This window comes from Sedimentimonas flavescens (genome assembly GCF_025154035.1).
Lineage (GTDB): Bacteria > Pseudomonadota > Alphaproteobacteria > Rhodobacterales > Rhodobacteraceae > Rhodobacter > Rhodobacter flavescens.
In genome coordinates, this window is record NZ_JAOALJ010000003.1 from 186,659 (window position 1) to 202,672 (window position 16,014).

General features: G+C 65.2%; 19 protein-coding genes. 11 read left to right on the forward strand and 8 right to left on the reverse strand.

Translation table 11 applies throughout. The features are described from left to right. The first annotated feature begins 122 nt into the window (after positions 1-122). From ahcY to N3C64_RS07485, 3 genes are all read left to right on the forward strand, one after another. The gene (ahcY, locus tag N3C64_RS07475) at positions 123-1,520 is read left to right on the forward strand and encodes an adenosylhomocysteinase (protein WP_260013590.1); all 1,398 of its coding nucleotides are present in this window, start codon (positions 123-125) and stop codon (positions 1,518-1,520) included. Positions 1,521-1,676: 156 nt separating this feature from the next. Next, positions 1,677-2,213 (forward strand): class I SAM-dependent methyltransferase, encoded by a 537-nt coding sequence (locus N3C64_RS07480; protein WP_260013592.1) that lies wholly within the window; start codon positions 1,677-1,679, stop codon positions 2,211-2,213. Between the two features lie 142 nt (positions 2,214-2,355). Further along, positions 2,356-2,697 carry a DUF2853 family protein gene (locus N3C64_RS07485; RefSeq protein ID WP_260013593.1) on the forward strand — a complete coding sequence of 114 codons (342 nt, stop codon included), beginning with the start codon at positions 2,356-2,358 and terminating at the stop codon, positions 2,695-2,697. A gap of 52 nt (positions 2,698-2,749) precedes the next feature. Here N3C64_RS07485 and N3C64_RS07490 read toward each other — a convergent pair whose 3' ends face one another. Beyond that, positions 2,750-3,361 (reverse strand): enoyl-CoA hydratase/isomerase family protein, encoded by a 612-nt coding sequence (locus N3C64_RS07490; protein ID WP_260013594.1) that lies wholly within the window; start codon positions 3,359-3,361, stop codon positions 2,750-2,752. Positions 3,362-3,475: 114 nt separating this feature from the next. On the opposite strand from N3C64_RS07490, the gene N3C64_RS07495 reads away from it, so the two are divergent. From N3C64_RS07495 to N3C64_RS07530, 8 genes are all read left to right on the forward strand, one after another. After that, a complete protein-coding gene (locus N3C64_RS07495) occupies positions 3,476-4,987 on the forward strand; it encodes a DUF2125 domain-containing protein (protein ID WP_260013595.1) in 1,512 nt (503 codons plus the stop codon). 60 nt (positions 4,988-5,047) lie between these two features. Further along, positions 5,048-6,397 (forward strand): TldD/PmbA family protein, encoded by a 1,350-nt coding sequence (locus N3C64_RS07500; RefSeq protein WP_260013598.1) that lies wholly within the window; start codon positions 5,048-5,050, stop codon positions 6,395-6,397. Further along, the gene (locus N3C64_RS07505) at positions 6,384-7,181 is read left to right on the forward strand and encodes a 3'(2'),5'-bisphosphate nucleotidase CysQ (RefSeq protein ID WP_260013600.1); all 798 of its coding nucleotides are present in this window, start codon (positions 6,384-6,386) and stop codon (positions 7,179-7,181) included. The genes N3C64_RS07500 and N3C64_RS07505 overlap by 14 nt, the downstream gene beginning before the upstream one ends. 75 nt (positions 7,182-7,256) lie before the next feature. After that, entirely contained in the window at positions 7,257-8,009 is a 753-nt protein-coding gene (locus N3C64_RS07510; RefSeq protein ID WP_260013605.1) for a transglycosylase SLT domain-containing protein, read from the forward strand. Further along, positions 8,009-10,093 (forward strand): flagellar biosynthesis protein FlhA, encoded by a 2,085-nt coding sequence (flhA, locus tag N3C64_RS07515; RefSeq protein WP_260013893.1) that lies wholly within the window; start codon positions 8,009-8,011, stop codon positions 10,091-10,093. The genes N3C64_RS07510 and flhA overlap by 1 nt, the downstream gene beginning before the upstream one ends. After that, positions 10,090-10,845, forward strand: coding sequence for a flagellar biosynthetic protein FliR (locus tag N3C64_RS07520; RefSeq protein WP_260013606.1), 756 nt, complete (start codon positions 10,090-10,092; stop codon positions 10,843-10,845). The genes flhA and N3C64_RS07520 overlap by 4 nt, the downstream gene beginning before the upstream one ends. Further along, positions 10,842-11,921: a flagellar type III secretion system protein FlhB gene (gene flhB / locus N3C64_RS07525; RefSeq protein ID WP_260013608.1), complete on the forward strand. Its 1,080-nt coding sequence runs from the start codon at positions 10,842-10,844 to the stop codon at positions 11,919-11,921. The genes N3C64_RS07520 and flhB overlap by 4 nt, the downstream gene beginning before the upstream one ends. After that, on the forward strand, positions 11,918-12,274 hold the full coding sequence (locus N3C64_RS07530; protein WP_260013610.1) for a hypothetical protein: 357 nt from the start codon (positions 11,918-11,920) through the stop codon (positions 12,272-12,274). The genes flhB and N3C64_RS07530 overlap by 4 nt, the downstream gene beginning before the upstream one ends. Here N3C64_RS07530 and N3C64_RS07535 read toward each other — a convergent pair. The 7 genes from N3C64_RS07535 to fliE are packed head-to-tail and all read right to left on the reverse strand — an operon-like array spanning position 12,259 to position 16,002. Continuing rightward, on the reverse strand, positions 12,259-12,774 hold the full coding sequence (locus tag N3C64_RS07535; RefSeq protein ID WP_260013894.1) for a flagellar basal body-associated FliL family protein: 516 nt from the start codon (positions 12,772-12,774) through the stop codon (positions 12,259-12,261). The two genes, N3C64_RS07530 and N3C64_RS07535, sit on opposite strands and share 16 nt — an antisense overlap. A 5-nt stretch (positions 12,775-12,779) precedes the next feature. Next, positions 12,780-13,508, reverse strand: coding sequence for a flagellar basal body L-ring protein FlgH (flgH, locus tag N3C64_RS07540; RefSeq protein WP_260013615.1), 729 nt, complete (start codon positions 13,506-13,508; stop codon positions 12,780-12,782). Between the two features lie 10 nt (positions 13,509-13,518). After that, positions 13,519-13,938 (reverse strand): flagellar basal body P-ring formation chaperone FlgA, encoded by a 420-nt coding sequence (gene flgA, locus N3C64_RS07545; protein WP_260013617.1) that lies wholly within the window; start codon positions 13,936-13,938, stop codon positions 13,519-13,521. After that, positions 13,938-14,723, reverse strand: coding sequence for a flagellar basal-body rod protein FlgG (gene flgG, locus N3C64_RS07550; protein ID WP_260013619.1), 786 nt, complete (start codon positions 14,721-14,723; stop codon positions 13,938-13,940). Before flgG ends, flgA begins: the two co-directional genes overlap by 1 nt. Positions 14,724-14,731: 8 nt before the next feature. Beyond that, positions 14,732-15,445: a flagellar hook-basal body complex protein gene (locus tag N3C64_RS07555; protein ID WP_260013620.1), complete on the reverse strand. Its 714-nt coding sequence runs from the start codon at positions 15,443-15,445 to the stop codon at positions 14,732-14,734. 3 nt (positions 15,446-15,448) lie between these two features. Further along, positions 15,449-15,715, reverse strand: coding sequence for a flagellar biosynthetic protein FliQ (locus tag N3C64_RS07560; RefSeq protein WP_218630195.1), 267 nt, complete (start codon positions 15,713-15,715; stop codon positions 15,449-15,451). Positions 15,716-15,717: 2 nt separating this feature from the next. Continuing rightward, complete coding sequence (gene fliE / locus N3C64_RS07565; RefSeq protein WP_233677031.1) at positions 15,718-16,002, reverse strand: flagellar hook-basal body complex protein FliE; 285 nt, start codon at positions 16,000-16,002, stop codon at positions 15,718-15,720. Positions 16,003-16,014 lie beyond the last annotated feature (12 nt).

The following is a 16,014-nucleotide window of genomic DNA, read 5'->3' on the forward strand; positions in this document are numbered from 1 at the left end:
CCTGTTTCTGGCAATGGTGCTAGCGAATGCGCGGTTGGCTGTAAACCGCCCTTCCGGCGTTGCATTGCCGCGCAAGGGTGGCGGTGCTACATAGCGCCCAAATCAAGGAATGGGGGCCTTCCGTGGCTGATTACATCATCAAGGACATCGCTCTGGCCGAATTCGGCCGCAAGGAGCTGGACATTGCCGAAACCGAAATGCCGGGTCTGATGGCCTGCCGCGAGGAATTCGGCGCATCGCAGCCGCTCAAGGGCGCGCGGATCGCGGGTTCGCTGCACATGACGGTGCAGACCGCCGTGCTGATCGAGACGCTCAAGGCGCTTGGCGCGGATGTGCGTTGGGCCTCGTGCAACATCTTCTCGACGCAGGATCACGCGGCGGCGGCGATTGCGGCGGGTGGCACGCCGGTTTTCGCGGTCAAGGGAGAAACCCTTGAGGAATATTGGGAATATACCGACAAGATCTTCCAGTTCGGCGGCGAGGGCGGCACCTGCAACATGATCCTCGACGATGGCGGGGACGCGACGCTCTACATCCTTCTGGGCGCGCGCGTCGAAGCGGGCGAGACCGACCTGATCGCCGTGCCGACCTCGGACGAGGAAGTGTGCCTGTTCAACCAGATCAAGAAGCGTCTTGCCGCCAGCCCCGGCTGGTTCACCAAGCAGCGCGACGCGATCCAGGGCGTCTCCGAAGAGACCACCACCGGCGTGCATCGCCTTTACGACCTGCACAAGAAGGGCCTGCTGCCCTTTCCGGCGATCAACGTAAACGATTCCGTCACCAAGTCGAAATTCGACAACAAGTACGGCTGCAAGGAATCGCTGGTGGACGGCATCCGCCGCGCAACCGACGTGATGATGGCCGGCAAGGTTGCCGTGGTTTGCGGCTATGGCGATGTGGGCAAGGGCTCGGCTGCCTCGCTGCGTGGTGCCGGCGCCCGTGTGAAGGTGACTGAGGTCGACCCGATCTGTGCGCTGCAAGCCGCGATGGACGGCTTCGAGGTCGTCGTGCTTGAGGACGTGGTCGACAGCGCCGACATCTTCATCACCACCACCGGCAACAAGGACGTCATCCGCATCGAGCATATGCGCGCGATGAAGGATATGGCGATCGTCGGCAACATCGGCCACTTCGACAACGAGATCCAGGTCGCCGCCCTGCGCAACCACAAATGGACCAACATCAAGGACCAGGTGGACATGATCGAGATGCCCTCGGGCGCGCGGATCATCCTGCTGTCCGAAGGGCGCCTCCTGAACCTCGGCAACGCGACTGGCCACCCGAGCTTCGTGATGTCGGCCTCCTTCACCAACCAGGTACTGGCGCAGATCGAGCTCTGGACCAAGGGCGACGACTACGGCCCCGGCGTCTATATCCTGCCCAAGCATCTCGACGAGAAGGTCGCCCGCCTGCATCTCGCCAAGATCGGCGTCAAGCTGACCGAACTGCGCCCCGACCAGGCCGCCTATATCGGCGTCACCGTCGAAGGCCCGTTCAAGTCGGAGCACTACCGCTACTGATTGCATACGTGCCGGCGGCGGAGCAGGGTTTCCCTCCGCCGCCGGCTTGCACTCGGGTTGCGCATCAGGCGCTGCGCGCTAATCTGCGCAAAATTCCCGGACCAGTGACCCTTTCCGAGCATGAGGTTATAAATGGAGAACTCGAGGCGGCATCAGATGCGCGGCCGGCTTTTGGCCATGATGCCTAAAGGGGCGGTCTGTGCCGAGGTGGGGGTCTGGGAAGGCAATTTCTCTGAGCGCATCCTGAACGAATGTGAGCCGAGCGCATTGCATCTGATCGACCCTTGGCTCTATCAGCCCGAGTTCGGCAATACGGCGTTTGGTCGCCGCAAGAACGAGCATCTGATGGAAGAGCGTTACCTTACGGTCGTCGACAAGTTCAAGGATGACCCGCGTGTTTCCATCCATCGCGCCAAATCCGAGGAAGCATTTGCCGCGCTGCCCGATCACAGCCTTGACTGGGTCTATCTCGACGGCAACCACAACGAGCCTTTTATCGGCCAGGATCTGGAAATGAGCCTGCGCAAGGTGAAGCTGGACGGGATTATTGCCGGTGACGATTTCAATTGGCAAAGCGAGCGCAGCGGTGCGCCAGTCAAGCGTGCGGTCGAGGCGGTGCTGGGACTGCTCGGCAATCGGGCAAAACTGACTCTGATGGCGAACCAGTATTTCATTCAACTCAATCGTAGCTGAGCCATTTGCCGCCGGTCGCTACGGGCAGGGGAAGTTCGCGTCAGTTTTCCCTTGGAGAGGGCCAAAGTTTCGCCTTACCCTCTGCACCGACATGGGGGCTGCCTGTGCATTTTGATCAACCGGACTTTGTGGGAGTGGATAAATGGGAAAACGTGACGAGCTGATCGCGAAATATGCCGCGGATCTGAAATCCAAATGCGGGATGGAGCCCGACATGGATCTTCTGACCAAGGTGACCATCGGCTGTGGCCCGGCGATTTACAATGCCGATGCCGAAACCGTCGCCGCCTCGGACAAGAGCGAGCTCGAAACCGTCAAGAACAATTTCCTCGTCAAGAAGCTGGGCCTGGCCGATGGCCCCGAGCTGATGGATGCGATCGACGCCGTGGTCGAGACCTATGGCCGCTCGGAGCGCAACAAGTATCGCGCCGTGGTCTATTACATGCTGACCAAGCATTTCCGCAAAGAAGCCGTTTACGGCTGAGCCGAAGCGAGCGGATGCGACGCCCGGGGCCGGTCTCCGGGCGTCTTGCGTTTCAGATCAGGTTCTTGATCCCGGCGACATGGGCGGCGCTGGCGCCGCAGGCATCGGCGGCGAGTGCCGTCACCGTATCCATCAGCGCCTCGGGGGCGACGATGCGGTCGATCAGGCCCCAGATCAGCGCTTCTTCGGCTTCGACCTTCTGGCCTGCCATCAGGATCATCTTGGCCCGTGCGGGGCCGATCAGCGCGGCCATACGTTTCGGGTCCGAGGGCTGCGGCAGGAAGCCCAGCTTCATCACCGGATAGAAGAACTTGGCCGAGGCCACCGCGATGCGCAGATCGCAGGCCAGAACCATCCCCATCGCGCCGCCCGCGAGCGTGCCATTGAGCGCCGCGATACTCAGGCAGGGCAGGGCGGCGATGGCGCCAGACAAGCGCTCCCACACCGGGTCGGTCGCGAGGCCCGCGCGGGCCTCGTCAAGGTCGGCGCCGGCGGAAAACACCTTGCCCTCGCCGCGCAGCACGAAGACGCGCGCACCCTCGGCCGCGGCGCGTTCGGCGATATCGGCGATCTCGGCAAGCATCCCGCGGGTCAGCGAGTTGGCTTTCTCGGGCCGGTCGATGGTGACGGTCCAAAGCCCGTCGGTCTGGTCAAGTCGGATCATCACTGTCCCCTGTAAGGCAACGCTGTTTCCCTGTTAACAAGGCCATCGGGTCTTGACCATTGCCCGGCATCAAAAGAGGATGCCGCCGACATTAAATTCGGAAGGGAATTTCAGATGAAATCGACGCGTCTCGCCAGTCTCGGCGCCATTTTCTCCCTGATGGGTACGACCGCGCTTTATGCCGATGTCACCGCCGAGCAGGTCTGGGAAAGCATCCAGAAGAGCAATGCCGACTATGGTTCCGTTATCTCCGCCGAGAAAAGCGAGCGTTCGGGCGATACGCTGGTTCTGAGCGGCGTGACGGTGGTGTCCGAGCAGAACCAGGAAGAGCTGCAGATGCAAACCCGCAGCGAGATGAGCCTGGATGAGCTGCGCCTGCGTGAGCGCGGCGATGGCACGGTAGAGATCACCGGCGCCGAGAAGATCACCATGGTGACCTCGTCGGCCGTGCAGGCCGAGCAGGAGACCGTCACCACCAATATGAACATGGTCATGACGCAGGCGAATTCGGTCGCCGTGGCCTCGGGCAGCCCCGAGAAGATCCGCTATGACATCACCGCGCCCGAAATGGTCGTGGAAGGGGACATGGAATCCTCGGCCGAAGGGGATCAACCTGCGATGAAGCTGGCGGCCACGATGACCGGCACCTCGGGCTTCTATGAGGTGACGCAGGGCGAGATGACCGAGACGCTCTCGGACATGAGCATGTCGGCGCTCAAGTTCTCGATGGAAGTCAGTGACCCGACCGCCTCCGAGAATTTCACGATGAGCGGCCAGATGGCAGACCTGCGCACCGAGGGCACGAGCCGCATGAACCTTGCGCCGGGCAAGGCGGATTTCTTCAGCATGATGGCGGGCGGTGCCGAGGTTAAAGGCTACGTCGGCTATGGCGCGTCGAAATTCGTGATCGAGGGCACCGCGGCGGAGGGCCCGGTCTATATGGAAAGCGCCGCTGAATCCGGGCGCATCGACGTTCTGCTGAACGGCGAAACCTTCGATTACGGTGTGACATCGGGCCCCTCGACCTTCAGCCTCAGCTCGCCTGACGTTCCCTTCCCGATTGCAGGCGCCATGGGAGACAGCGAGTTCCGTCTGGCCGCACCGGTCGCGAAAAGTGAAGAGGCCGCGCCCTATACCGCAAAGCTGACGATGAAGGATCTGACCGTTTCGGACGATATCTGGGGCCTGTTCGACCCGACCGGGCAACTGCCGCATGATCCGGCGACGCTGATCATCGATCTGACCGGTTCGCTGCGCCCGCTCGTGGACTTCTTCTCGGAAGAGATGGCGACGCTGGAAGGCCCGCCGGCCGAGCTTCAGAGCCTCGATGTGAACAAGGTGCAGCTGACCCTGCTGGGCGCCGACCTGTCGGGCAAGGGTGCGCTGACCTTTGACAACACCATGGGCGTGCCGATGCCTCTGGGGTCGATCACGCTTGATCTGACCGGCAGCAATGCGCTGATGGAGAAGTTGGTGGCGATGGGTATGGTGCCGCAGGATCAGACCATGTTCGTGAACATGATGCTGGGCCTTTACGCCAAGCCCGCGGGTGACGATGCCTATACCTCGACCATCGAGTTCAACGAGGGCGGCGAAATCCTCGCCAACGGCCAGCGTATCCAGTAAGACAATCGACACGTCAGGCCGCCCGGGCGTTCCGGGCGGCCTTTTCATTGCGGAGATAGCATGTCCGATACTCGCCTGTCCGACCTGACCCAGGCCTTGCTGGAAGTGGCCAAGCGCGCCGGGGCGGATGCCGCGGATGCCATGGCGGTTGATGGCCGTTCGATCTCGATCGACGTGCGCGGCGGCAAGCTGGAGCAGGCCGAGCGGTCGGAAGGTGTCGAGATCGGTTTGCGTGTGCTGATCGGCGGGCGTCAGGCCTGCGTTTCGGCCTCGGATATCTCGGCGCGGACCCTGTCGGACATGGCCGAACGCGCGGTTGCCATGGCGCGCGAGGCGCCGAACGACCCCTATGCGGGTCTGGCCGATCCCGCGCAACTGGCCCAAAGCTGGGACATCGCCGCCTTCGAGCTTGAGGATAATTCCGCCGAACCCGCCGCGAGCGCGCTTGAGGCCGATGCGCGTACCGCCGAGGCTGCGGCGCTGGAGGTTGCGGGGGTTTCGCAGGTGCAATCCGCCTCGGCCTCTTACTCGCGCAAGCGCGTGCATATCGCGGCCTCGAACGGGTTTTCCGGCGGCTACGGGCGCAGCTCGCGCGCGGTGTCGGCCGTCGCGATCTCGGGCGAGGGGCTGTCGATGGAGCGCGACTGGGCCGCCGAAAGCCGCACCTTTCAGGCCGATCTGCCCGATGCGGCCTCGATTGGCGCACAGGCAGGTCAGCGCGCGGTCGAGCGCGCCAACCCCCGCCGCCCCAAGACCGGCGCCTATCCGGTGCTGTTCGATGAACGGATCTCGGGCAGCCTGATCGCGCATCTGCTGGCGGCGATCAACGGCTCGGCGATTTCACGCGGCGCCTCGTGGCTGCGCGACGCGATGGACACGCCGGTTCTGCCCGAGGCGCTTTCGCTGACCGAAGAGCCGCACCGCCCGCGTATCTCGGGCTCGCGCCCATTCGATGCCGAGGGGCTGGCGACGCGCCGCCGTGCAATCGTGGAAAACGGTGTGCTGCGCAGCTGGACGCTGGATCTGGCGACGGCGCGCAAGTTGGGGCTGGACAGTACCGCCAATGCCACGCGCGGGACGGCCTCGCCGCCGGCGCCCTCGGTGGGCAATGTCACCCTGACGCCGGGCGTGCAGAGCCGCGCGGAGTTGCTGCGCGACATGGGCACGGGGCTTCTGGTGACCTCGTTCATCGGCGCGACGGTCAACCCCAATACGGGCGATTATTCGCGCGGTGCCTCGGGGTTCTGGGTCGAGAACGGACAGATCCAGTATCCGGTCAACGAATGCACCGTGGCGGGCAATCTGCGCGAGATGCTGATGCGGATCATCCCCGCGAATGATGCCCGCGCGCATCTGAGCCATCTGGTGCCGTCGCTTCTGGTCGAGGGGCTGACGCTTGCCGGCCAGTGATTATCAGGAGGATCTGGCGCTGTTGACCGACGCTGCGAAGGCTGCGGGTGAAATCGCGCTTGGTTACTGGAAGCAGGGCCCCGAGGCCTGGGACAAGGGCGGTGGCGCCGGTCCGGTGTCCGAGGCCGATCTGGCAGTCAACGCGATGCTGGAGCGCGATCTGCGCGCCGCGCGGCCCGACTACGGATGGCTGTCCGAGGAAAGCGCCGACAGCACCGAGCGTCTCGCGGCCAAGCGGGTCTTCATCGTCGATCCGATCGACGGCACGCGCGCCTTCCTTGCCCATGACGGCGGTTTTGCCCATGCGCTGGCGATGGTTGAAGATGGCCGCGCGGTGGCTGGTGTGGTGCATCTGCCCGCGCTCGAACTGACCTATGCGGCGGCGCTTGGCGGCCCGGCGCTGCTCAATGGCGAACCCATCCGCCCGAGCACGGCGCAGCATGTCGAGGGTAGCACCGTGCTGACCTCGAAGCTGTCCGATGATCCGGGGCATTGGCGGCGGGGCGTGCCGCGTTATCGGCGTAGCCTGCGGCCCTCGCTGGCGTGGCGGCTGTGCCTGGTGGCCGAGGGGCGCTATGACGCGACAATCTCGCTGCGGCCCGCATGGGAGTGGGACATCGCCGCCGCCAGCCTGATCGCCGAATGCGCGGGCGCGATGGCGACCGATCGCAACGGCAGCCCGCTGCGCTTCAACCGGCCCAACGCGCAGTCGAACGGCCTTGTCGTCGCCGCGCCTCGGCTGCACGCCGATTACATCGCGCAACTGCGTCACTGGCCCGAGTGAGACGCGGCTAACCAATTGGCAAGACTTGGCCCCTAGCCTGCCCCCAGCAAGAACTGCTGTCGCGGGGCGAATCCCATGCCGGGTATCGGGCGCATTCTGATCGTGATCCTGTCGCTGCTGGCGCCGTCATGGGCGCTGGCCAGCAACGCGCGCCTCGCCTCGGTCTGCGAGCAGGTCGCGGCCGAAGCCGCGCGGCGCTCGGGTGTGCCGGTGTCGGTGATGAAGGCGATCTCGCTGACCGAGACGGGTCGCAAGCTCGAAGGCCAGTTCCGCCCCTGGCCCTGGACGGTGAACATGGAGGGGGCGGGACACTGGTTTGATACCCTCCCCGAGGCCCGCGCCTTTGTCGTGCGCGAATACCAGCGCGGGGCGCGCAGCTTTGATGTCGGCTGCTTCCAGATCAATTACAAATGGCACAAAGAGGGGTTCTCTTCGATCGACGAGATGTTCGATCCGATGGCCAACGCGCTCTATGCCGCGCGCTTCCTGCGCGAGCTTTACGCTGAAACAGGGTCTTGGAACGCCGCCGCCGGGGCCTATCATTCACGCACCCGCGAATATGCGGATCGCTACTCCGCTCGCTTCGCCGAGCTGCGCCGCCGCTATCTGGCCGAAGATGTAGGGCAGGCACCGATCCAGCCGGGCGATGCGATCCCCGACATTCCCGATATCGTTCTGGCGGCGAATGGCGGCGGGCTCGAGGTCGGGCCGCCCCGGGTGAACACCTATCCGCTCTTGCAGCGCAGCGGCGATGTGCGCCCGCCTCTGGGCGGCGCGCCGGGAGCGAGCCTGTTTGCCTCGGCGTTGCGGCGCGTCGAGGCCGAATGATGCCGCGCGTCACGCTGCTTGCGATCTTTCAGCCGACGATCCTGCTGGCCCTCGCGCTGATGGCGATCATCGTGATGATGATCCTGCCGGTGCCTGCCTGGGTGCTCGACGTGGGTTTGGCGGCGTCCTTCGCCATGGCCATCCTGATCTTCACCGTGACGCTGTTCATCGAGAGGCCGCTCGATTTCTCGGCCTTCCCGACGGTGCTGCTGGCCTCGCTGATGCTGCGGCTGTCGCTCAACGTCTCGTCAACCAAGTTGATCATCGGGCAGGGGCATACCGGCACCGGGGCGGCGGGCGATGTGATCGAGGGCTTTGCCAATTTCATCATGAGCGGGTCGGTGCTGATCGGCCTCGTGGTCTTCGGCGTCATCCTGATCGTGAACTTCATCGTTATCACGAAGGGCGCGGGCCGCATGGCCGAGGTGGGCGCGCGCTTTGCCCTCGACGCGATGCCGGGCAAGCAATTGGCCATCGACAGCGACATGAACGCGGGCGCCATCGACCATGCCGAGGCGCGCGCCCGGCGCGAACGCGAACAGGCCGAGACGACCTTCTTCGGTTCGCTCGACGGGGCGTCGAAATTCGTCAAGGGCGATGCGGTGGCGGGGCTTTTGATCACGCTGCTCAATCTGGTCATGGGGCTGATCATCGGCACTGCGGTGCATGGTATGCCGATTGGCCGCGCGCTTGAGACCTATGCGATCCTGACCGTGGGTGACGGGCTGGTCAGCCAAATACCGGCGGTCATCATCTCGATTGCTTCGGCCATCTTGCTGTCGCGGGGGGGCGCGAAGGGTTCGGCCGATATGGAGCTGTTTCGCCAGCTCGGAAAATATCCGCCCGCCCTGATGACGGTGGGCGTGCTGATGGCGCTGTTCGCGCTGGTGCCGGGCCTGCCGTTCCTGCCCTTCATGGTGGGGGCGCTGGTGCTGGGGGGCGCCGCGCAACTGCTGCGCCGCGCCGATCAGAAACGCGCGCGGCGCGAGGCAATGAAGATGCCCCCGCCCGAGCCCGCGCGGCGCAAATCCATGGGCGACATTCTGGATGTCGATGACATCCACGTCGAATTCGCGCCCGACCTGGTCGCGATGGCGCTGGATCCGGCGACGGGCCTCGATGCGCGGATTGCCAATATGCGCAACCACGTGGCGGCCTCCTTCGGGCTGATCCTGCCCGAGATCCGCCTGACCGATGACGGCGCCCTGCCTCCGGGCACCTATCGCATCAGAATTCAGGGGGTCGAGCAGGCGCGCGACCGCCTCCGCCCCGAGCGCGTGCTGGCCCTGATCGCCGATAATCGCGATCTGCTGCCCGCAGGCGAGGACGTGCGCGAGCCGGTCTATGGCGCCCCCGCGCGATGGGTTCCCGCCGCCGCGCAGGAAGAGGCCGTGCTGACCGGCTCGACCGTGGTGTCCCCGACCGAGGTGCTGGCAACCCATCTGCTTGAGGTCATCAAGCGCAACTTCGCGCGCCTCATGGGGCTGCGCGCGCTGCGCCGCCTGCTGGAAGAGACCGCGAACCTCTCCGACCCCACGCGCGCCGACGCCAACCGGCGCATCCTTGATGAGCTGATCCCCGAGAAGGTGCCTCTCGACCTGCTGCTGGCGGTCTTGCGCCTGCTGCTGGAAGAGCGCGTGTCGATCCGCAACCTCCTGCTGATCGTCGAGGCCATCGCCGAGGTGCGCGGGTTGCAATCGCCCGAGGCGATCTGCGAGCATGTGCGCCAGCGCCTCGGGTTCCAGCTGGTGGCCGAATACCGACGCGAGGACGGCACGCTGCCGCTGCTGCAACTCGCGCCCGAGTGGGAGGACACCTTTACCACCTACCAGCTCCAGACTGATCGCGGCCCGGCCGATGTCGCCCTGCCGCCCGACAAGTTCAACCGGCTGGTCGCCAATGTCTCGGACAAGATCGCGCGGGCGGGCGAGACCGGCGTTTTCCCCGCCATCATCACCTCGACCCGCCGCCGCCGTTTCCTGCGCACGGTGCTGGCGGCCAAGGGCATCTCGGCCCCGGTGCTTAGCTTCGAAGAGATCGGCATCGACGCAAAACCCGCCATGGTCGGCGTGGTGCCGGCATGAGCGCCGCACTGGCCGAGCTGCTGCAGATCAGCCAGACGCTGCTTGTTACGGGCTTTGTCGTGTTCCTGCGGATCGGCGGCATGATGGCCCTGCTTCCGGCCTTCGGCGAACAAAGCATCCCGACGCGAGTGCGCCTTGCGCTTGGTCTTGCCTTCACCGTCGTCGTTCTGCCCGCCGTCGAGGTGCCCGTGCCAACCGCGCTGATCTGTGCCGCCGAGGTGATGATCGGGCTGCTGATCGGCGCGGTGCTTCGGCTTTTCGTCATCGCCTTGCAGATCGCGGGCACGCTTGCCGCGCAGGCGACCTCGCTCTCGCAGCTCTTCGGGGGTTCGAGCGGAGAGCCGCAGCCCGCGATCGGCCATCTGCTGATGCTGGGCGGGCTGGCGCTGGCGGTGCAATCGGGGCTGCATGTCCGCTTTGCCCAGCTGATGATAGGGTCCTATGACGCACTGCCGCCCGGCGGTTTTCCCGATGCGGCGCTGGTGCGCGCCTGGGGGCTGGCGGGGGTTGCGCAGGCTTTCGCGCTGGCCTTCTCGATCGCCGCGCCCTTCGTGGTGGCGGGGCTGATCTACAACGTCGCCCTTGGCGCGATCAACCGGGCGATGCCGCAGTTGATGGTGGCTTTCGTGGGTGCGCCTGCGCTGACCGCCGGGGGGCTCGTCTTGCTGATGATCGCCGCGCCGACCGGGCTGATGGTCTGGCTCGGCGCGTTCGAGGGGTTTCTTGGCAATCCCTTCGAGGTGGCCCCATGAGCGAGGACGACGGCGAAAAGGAGTTCGAACCGACCCCGCAAAAGCTTGAGCAGGCGCGGCGCAAAGGCGATCTGATCCGCTCGGCCGAGCTGAGCGTGGCGGCAAGCTATGGCGGTGTTTTGCTGGTCGCGATGGGGTTGGGGGCGAGCAGCCTGACGTTGTTCGGCCAGCGGGCGATGGTGCTCCTCGATCAGGCTGACAGCCTTTCGAGCCTGGTCTTCGGCTCGTCTACCGCGCCGGTCGGCGGGATGATCGGCGGCATCGTCGTGGCGATTGCCCCGTGGTTCGCGCTGCCGCTGGTACTGGTGCTTGCGGTTCTCGCGGCGCAGCGGGCACTGGTTTTTGCCCCCGACAAGATCCAGCCGAAGCTGAGCCGGATCAACCCGTTCGCCAATGCGACGCAGAAGTTCGGCCGCGCGGGGCTGTTTGAATTCGCCAAGAGCTTCGTCAAGCTGATGGTCATCGCGGGTATCCTCGGGGTCTTCCTCAGCAGCCGGATCGAGGGGATCCTGGCGATGCAACGCACCGCGCCGGGGATCAGTTCGGTCGCGGCGATGGTCATGTTGCGCGAGTTCCTGGCCCTGGTCTTTTTGATCGCTTTGGTCGTCGGCGCGCTCGATTTCCTGTGGCAGCGGGCCGAGTTCCTGCGCCGCAATCGCATGAACCGCAAGGAACTGATGGATGAGATGAAGCAATCCGAGGGCGATCCGCATCTCAAGGCGCAGCGCCGCCAGAAAGGCGTCGAGATCGCGACACGCCAGATGATTGCCGATGTAAAGACCGCAGACGTCGTGATCGTGAACCCCACCCATTACGCGGTTGCGCTGAAATGGCAGCGGTCAAGCGGCCGCGCGCCGGTTTGCGTGGCCAAGGGCGTTGATGAGCTCGCCGCGCGGATCCGGGCCGTGGCAATGGAAAACGGCGTTCCGATCCATTCCGATCCGCCCACAGCGCGGGCCCTGCACGCGGCAATGCAGGTTGGCGAGGAAATCCGGCCCGAACATTACAAGCCCGTGGCCGCCGCGATCCGGTTTGCCGAGAAGATGCGTCGGCGCGCGAAAGGGATGCGGAGATGACAGGCAAGAAGCTGGCCAATCTGCAGATGCTCGCACAGCTTCGCCAAGAGATCGAACTGGCCCGCTTGGCAAAGCTTGCGCAACAGCAAACAGATCTGCGCGAGCAGCAGCGGGCCCTGCGCGCGGGTCTTGGTGCTCAGGAGGGCGCGGGGTTGTCCGACCCGGCTACGCTCGGGAAGTATCTCGATTGGGTGCAGGGCCAATGCGCGGCACTTGCGCGGCAAGAGGCGGCCCTTGGCCCGGAAATCGCGCAACAGCGCGCGGCTGCCGCAAAGGCATTCGGCCGCAATGAGGCGCTGGAAAAGCTTGCCGCCCGCCAGGCGATAAAAGGGCGGCGTCAGCCGTTATCCTGACGCACGATATCCGAGATCAGGACGCTTTTCGCCTCGGCTCCGAGGGTCTTGCGTGCGACCTCCAATAGCGCGCGGCGCAGGTCGTCGAGCTGGCTGGCATCGGTGAATGCGCCGCGAAAGCCACCGGCGTTGGCGTGGTCAAACAGAACCTGAAGGAAGGCATCGCGCAGCTTCGGCTCGACCGCATAGACACGCTCGGTCGCGCCAAGCCCGACTTCCAGGCTAAGCGACAAGATGACGAGCGAGGCAACCCGGCCATCCTCGACCACCGGCACGACGAACTGGTTGTTGAGCTTGACGTACTCAACCGTCGCGCCCTCGCCATGGCCGTCGCCCTCGGGTGCGGCGTGGTCGGTCGGATGCGCTTCGGGCGTCAGCGCATGTGCGTCTGTCGCGGGGCTGATCTCGTCAGCGGGGGGCGGGCGCAGGAAATACCCCGCGCCGCCACCGGCGAGAACCCCGATCAGGGCAAGAAGGATGGGCAAGAGCTTGCGCATCAGGGGCCTCAGAACGGCAGCAGCACATCGGCGACCTGCTGGCCGATCCGGGGTTGCTGCACATCGGTGATCTGTCCGCGCCCGCCGTAGGAAATCCGTGCGCCCGCGATCTTGTCATAGGTGATCTCGTTTTGGCGGCTGACGTCCTCGGGGCGCACGAAGCCGGTCACGATCAACTCGCGCATCTCGAAGTTCACGCGCACCTCCTGGCTGCCCTGAATCTGCAAGGCGCCATTGGGCAGCCGGTCGAGCACGGTTGCGGCAATGCGCAGCGTCAGCTTTTCCTTCCGGCTGACCGAGCCATCGCCCTGATAGGATGAGCGTGAGTTGGTCGAGAAGGCATCGGCCATGCTGGCGCCTTCGGGCAGTTCGGCGTCGATGCGTTGCGGCAAGCCGAGCATCGCGGGGATCCCCATCGAATCCGACCCCTTGCGGCTGCGCCCCGAACTGTTCGAGATCTCTGCCTTGTCGTCGATCTCGATCACGACGGTCAGGATGTCGCCGCGCTGCGCTGCCCGCCGGTCTCCGAGCAGCGAACCGCGCGTGCCGGACCAGAGCGAGGCCTCCTGCGCGGCGGGTTGCGGGTAGCCCAGGGTCTCGGGCAGGGGGCGCGTGTTCATCGCGAAGAACTCGCTGCCGCTCTCGACCGGGGTGAAGCCGGGCGCCTTGCCGACGTCTTCCAATCGCTGGCAGGCAACAAGCGCGGTGGCGGCAAGCAGGATCACAAAGGGGCGCATGATGGGCCTTTCACTGGGTTGAGACGATCGCCGTGCCATCGGCGGCGATCCGGGCAAAGACGGTGGAGCGCGAGCCGACATTCATGACCCGGATCGTGTCGCCGACCCCGGCGCGGTCGAGAGCCCGCCCCTCGGTCTGGATGAGAAGTCCGCCCTGACGATAGGTCAGCGGCACGATCTGGTTGCGCTCGACAATGGCGGGGGGGCCGAGTTCCTCGGGGTGCAGCGGCCGCCCGGCATAGATCGCTACGCGGGTTTCCAACCCGATGGCCTCTTCGGGGGTGGTCAGCGCACCCGGCAGAGTGCCCGGCTCAAGCGCAAGATCGGCGGGGGTGAGAACGGTCTGCGCGCGCAGGGTTCGGGTTGCGATCAGCGTGTCGGCCTGCGCGCTACCCGGGATCAGCGCAAGCATGAAGAGCAGCCAGCGCATCAGCGCACCTGCGTTGTTGCGCCCAGCATCTGGTCGGCGGCGGTGATGACCTTGGCGTTCAGCTCATATCCGCGCTGTGCCTTGATCAGCTCGGTGATCTCGCGCACCGGATCGACCGAGCTCTCCTCCAGATAGCCCTGGCGCAGGGTGCCAAGCCCGTTCTCGCCGGGCGTCGAGACCTGCGGCGGGCCCGAGGCGCCGGTTTCCAGAAACAGGTTCGAGCCCGTCGCCTCGAGCCCCTTTTCATTGGGGAACCCCGCCAGCGTCAGTTGCCCGAGCAGCTCGGGCTCGACCCGGTCGCTGAAATAGGCGTAAACCTCGCCCGCGGCGTTGATCGACAGGGTGCGCGCGTCCTCGGGAATGGTAATGCCGGGGGCGACGGGATAGCCGTCCGAGGTGACGACCTGGCCATCGGGCGAGCGTTTGAGTCCGCCATCGCGGGTATAGGCCGAGATGCCCGAGGGAAGCGTCACCTCCAGATAGCCCTGACCGTCGATTGCCACATCGAGATCTCCGCCGGTTTGCGACAGCGATCCCTGCGCGAGGTTCACGGTGACCGAGCTGGGGCGCACGCCAAGGCCAAGCTGCACCCCGGCCGGGATCACCGTGCCGTCGCTGGCCGAGATCGTGCCGGGGCGCGTCAACTGCTGGTAATGCAGGTCAGCGAACTCGGCGCGGCGGGCGTTGTAGCCCGTGGTGGACATGTTGGCGAGGTTGTTCGAGATCACCTCGACCCGCATCTGCTGGGCACTCATTCCAGTTGCGGCGATTTGCAGGGCACGCATGGGGCCTCCTATCGGCTGAGCGTCGAGATGACGCTGCGGATACGTTCGTCTTCACGGTCGAGGAAGGTCTGGCCCAACTCATAGGCGCGCTGGACCTCTATCATTCGGGCGATTTCGGCGACCGGATCGACATTCGATTCCTCGATGAAACCTTGCAGCAGCGTGGCGCCCTCGGCAGGGATCACGCCAGCCTCGACGGTGAACCGCGTGCCGCCGGTATGGATCAGGCCCGTCGGATCGGCGGGCAGGTAGATGCCGACCTGCGCCAGCGGCGTGGCACCAGCCGACAGCGTGCCGTCGGGTGCAAGCGTGATCGGCCCGGCGTCGGAGGGCGCGAACACGGGCGCGCCGCCGATATCGAGTAGCCGGTGCCCGTCGGGCGTCACCAATTCGCCCTCGGGGTTCGCAGAAAAGCTACCCGCGCGGGTCAGCTGGTTGCCCTGGGGCGTTTCGATCAGAAAGAAGCCCTCGCCCTCGATCGCGAAATCGAAACTGCCGCCGGTCTGCGTCAGAGGCCCCTGCACGAGCGAGACATTGCGACCATGCGCATAGGCCATCGACAGGCTCTCATCGCCCTCAAGCGCCTTCACATGTTCCGAGAAGATCACGCCTTCGCGGCGGAACCCGGACGTCGAGAGGTTCGAGATGTTGTTCGCGACGGCCTGCATTTCCTGCATTAGGCCGGATTGGCGGGCGAGCGTGGCGTAGATTGCGTTGTCCATGGATCAGCCCCCCGCGATCAGCGGCACGATCCGCGTGGTGAAGAAATCCACCAGCGTGTCCGACATGAAGGACATCGACACCCAGAAGACGATCAGCATCGCTCCCACCTTGGGCACGAAGGTCAGCGTCATCTCCTGCACCGAGGTCAGCGCTTGAAAGAGGCCGATTGCCACCCCGGCGACCAGCGCCACACCCAGCATCGGCGCTGAGATCATCACGGCGATCCACAGCCCCTGGCGCATCGTGTCGAAGAAGACGGCCTCCTGCATCATCACACCGGCATCCGAAGGATTTCCTGATAAGCCTCGACCACCTTGTTGCGCAGGGTCACCGCCGTCTCGACGGCGAGTTCGGTCTGCGCCAGCGCCTGCACCAGCGCGTGCGGGTCGGCCCCGCCCAGCATCGCGGATTTGGCGGTTTCTTCGCCCGCGCGCAGCGTCTCGGCAAAGCTGGTCGCGACCTTGCCGATGCTTTGCTGCGCGGCCTCGGGGCGGGCTGCGGCCGCCGCGCGGGCCTGTGTATAGCCCTGTGTTGCGAATGAGGTCTTGATGTCCATTCTGAACAGCCT

Excerpts from the sequence above, each read along its gene's own strand:
- flhA (WP_260013893.1), top strand. The coding sequence starts at position 8,009 with ATGCCGCGCGTCACGCTGCTTGCGATCTTTCAGCCGACGATCCTGCTG.
- fliE (WP_233677031.1), bottom strand. The coding sequence starts at position 16,002 with ATGGACATCAAGACCTCATTCGCAACACAGGGCTATACACAGGCCCGC.
- flgG (WP_260013619.1), bottom strand. The coding sequence starts at position 14,723 with ATGCGTGCCCTGCAAATCGCCGCAACTGGAATGAGTGCCCAGCAGATG.
- N3C64_RS07555 (WP_260013620.1), bottom strand. The coding sequence starts at position 15,445 with ATGGACAACGCAATCTACGCCACGCTCGCCCGCCAATCCGGCCTAATG.
- N3C64_RS07560 (WP_218630195.1), bottom strand. The coding sequence starts at position 15,715 with ATGCAGGAGGCCGTCTTCTTCGACACGATGCGCCAGGGGCTGTGGATC.
- N3C64_RS07500 (WP_260013598.1), top strand. The coding sequence starts at position 5,048 with ATGTCCGATACTCGCCTGTCCGACCTGACCCAGGCCTTGCTGGAAGTG.
- N3C64_RS07490 (WP_260013594.1), bottom strand. The coding sequence starts at position 3,361 with ATGATCCGACTTGACCAGACCGACGGGCTTTGGACCGTCACCATCGAC.
- N3C64_RS07510 (WP_260013605.1), top strand. The coding sequence starts at position 7,257 with ATGCCGGGTATCGGGCGCATTCTGATCGTGATCCTGTCGCTGCTGGCG.
- flgH (WP_260013615.1), bottom strand. The coding sequence starts at position 13,508 with ATGCGCCCCTTTGTGATCCTGCTTGCCGCCACCGCGCTTGTTGCCTGC.
- N3C64_RS07520 (WP_260013606.1), top strand. The coding sequence starts at position 10,090 with ATGAGCGCCGCACTGGCCGAGCTGCTGCAGATCAGCCAGACGCTGCTT.
- flhB (WP_260013608.1), top strand. The coding sequence starts at position 10,842 with ATGAGCGAGGACGACGGCGAAAAGGAGTTCGAACCGACCCCGCAAAAG.
- flgA (WP_260013617.1), bottom strand. The coding sequence starts at position 13,938 with ATGCGCTGGCTGCTCTTCATGCTTGCGCTGATCCCGGGTAGCGCGCAG.
- N3C64_RS07485 (WP_260013593.1), top strand. The coding sequence starts at position 2,356 with ATGGGAAAACGTGACGAGCTGATCGCGAAATATGCCGCGGATCTGAAA.
- N3C64_RS07480 (WP_260013592.1), top strand. The coding sequence starts at position 1,677 with ATGCGCGGCCGGCTTTTGGCCATGATGCCTAAAGGGGCGGTCTGTGCC.
- N3C64_RS07530 (WP_260013610.1), top strand. The coding sequence starts at position 11,918 with ATGACAGGCAAGAAGCTGGCCAATCTGCAGATGCTCGCACAGCTTCGC.
- N3C64_RS07495 (WP_260013595.1), top strand. The coding sequence starts at position 3,476 with ATGAAATCGACGCGTCTCGCCAGTCTCGGCGCCATTTTCTCCCTGATG.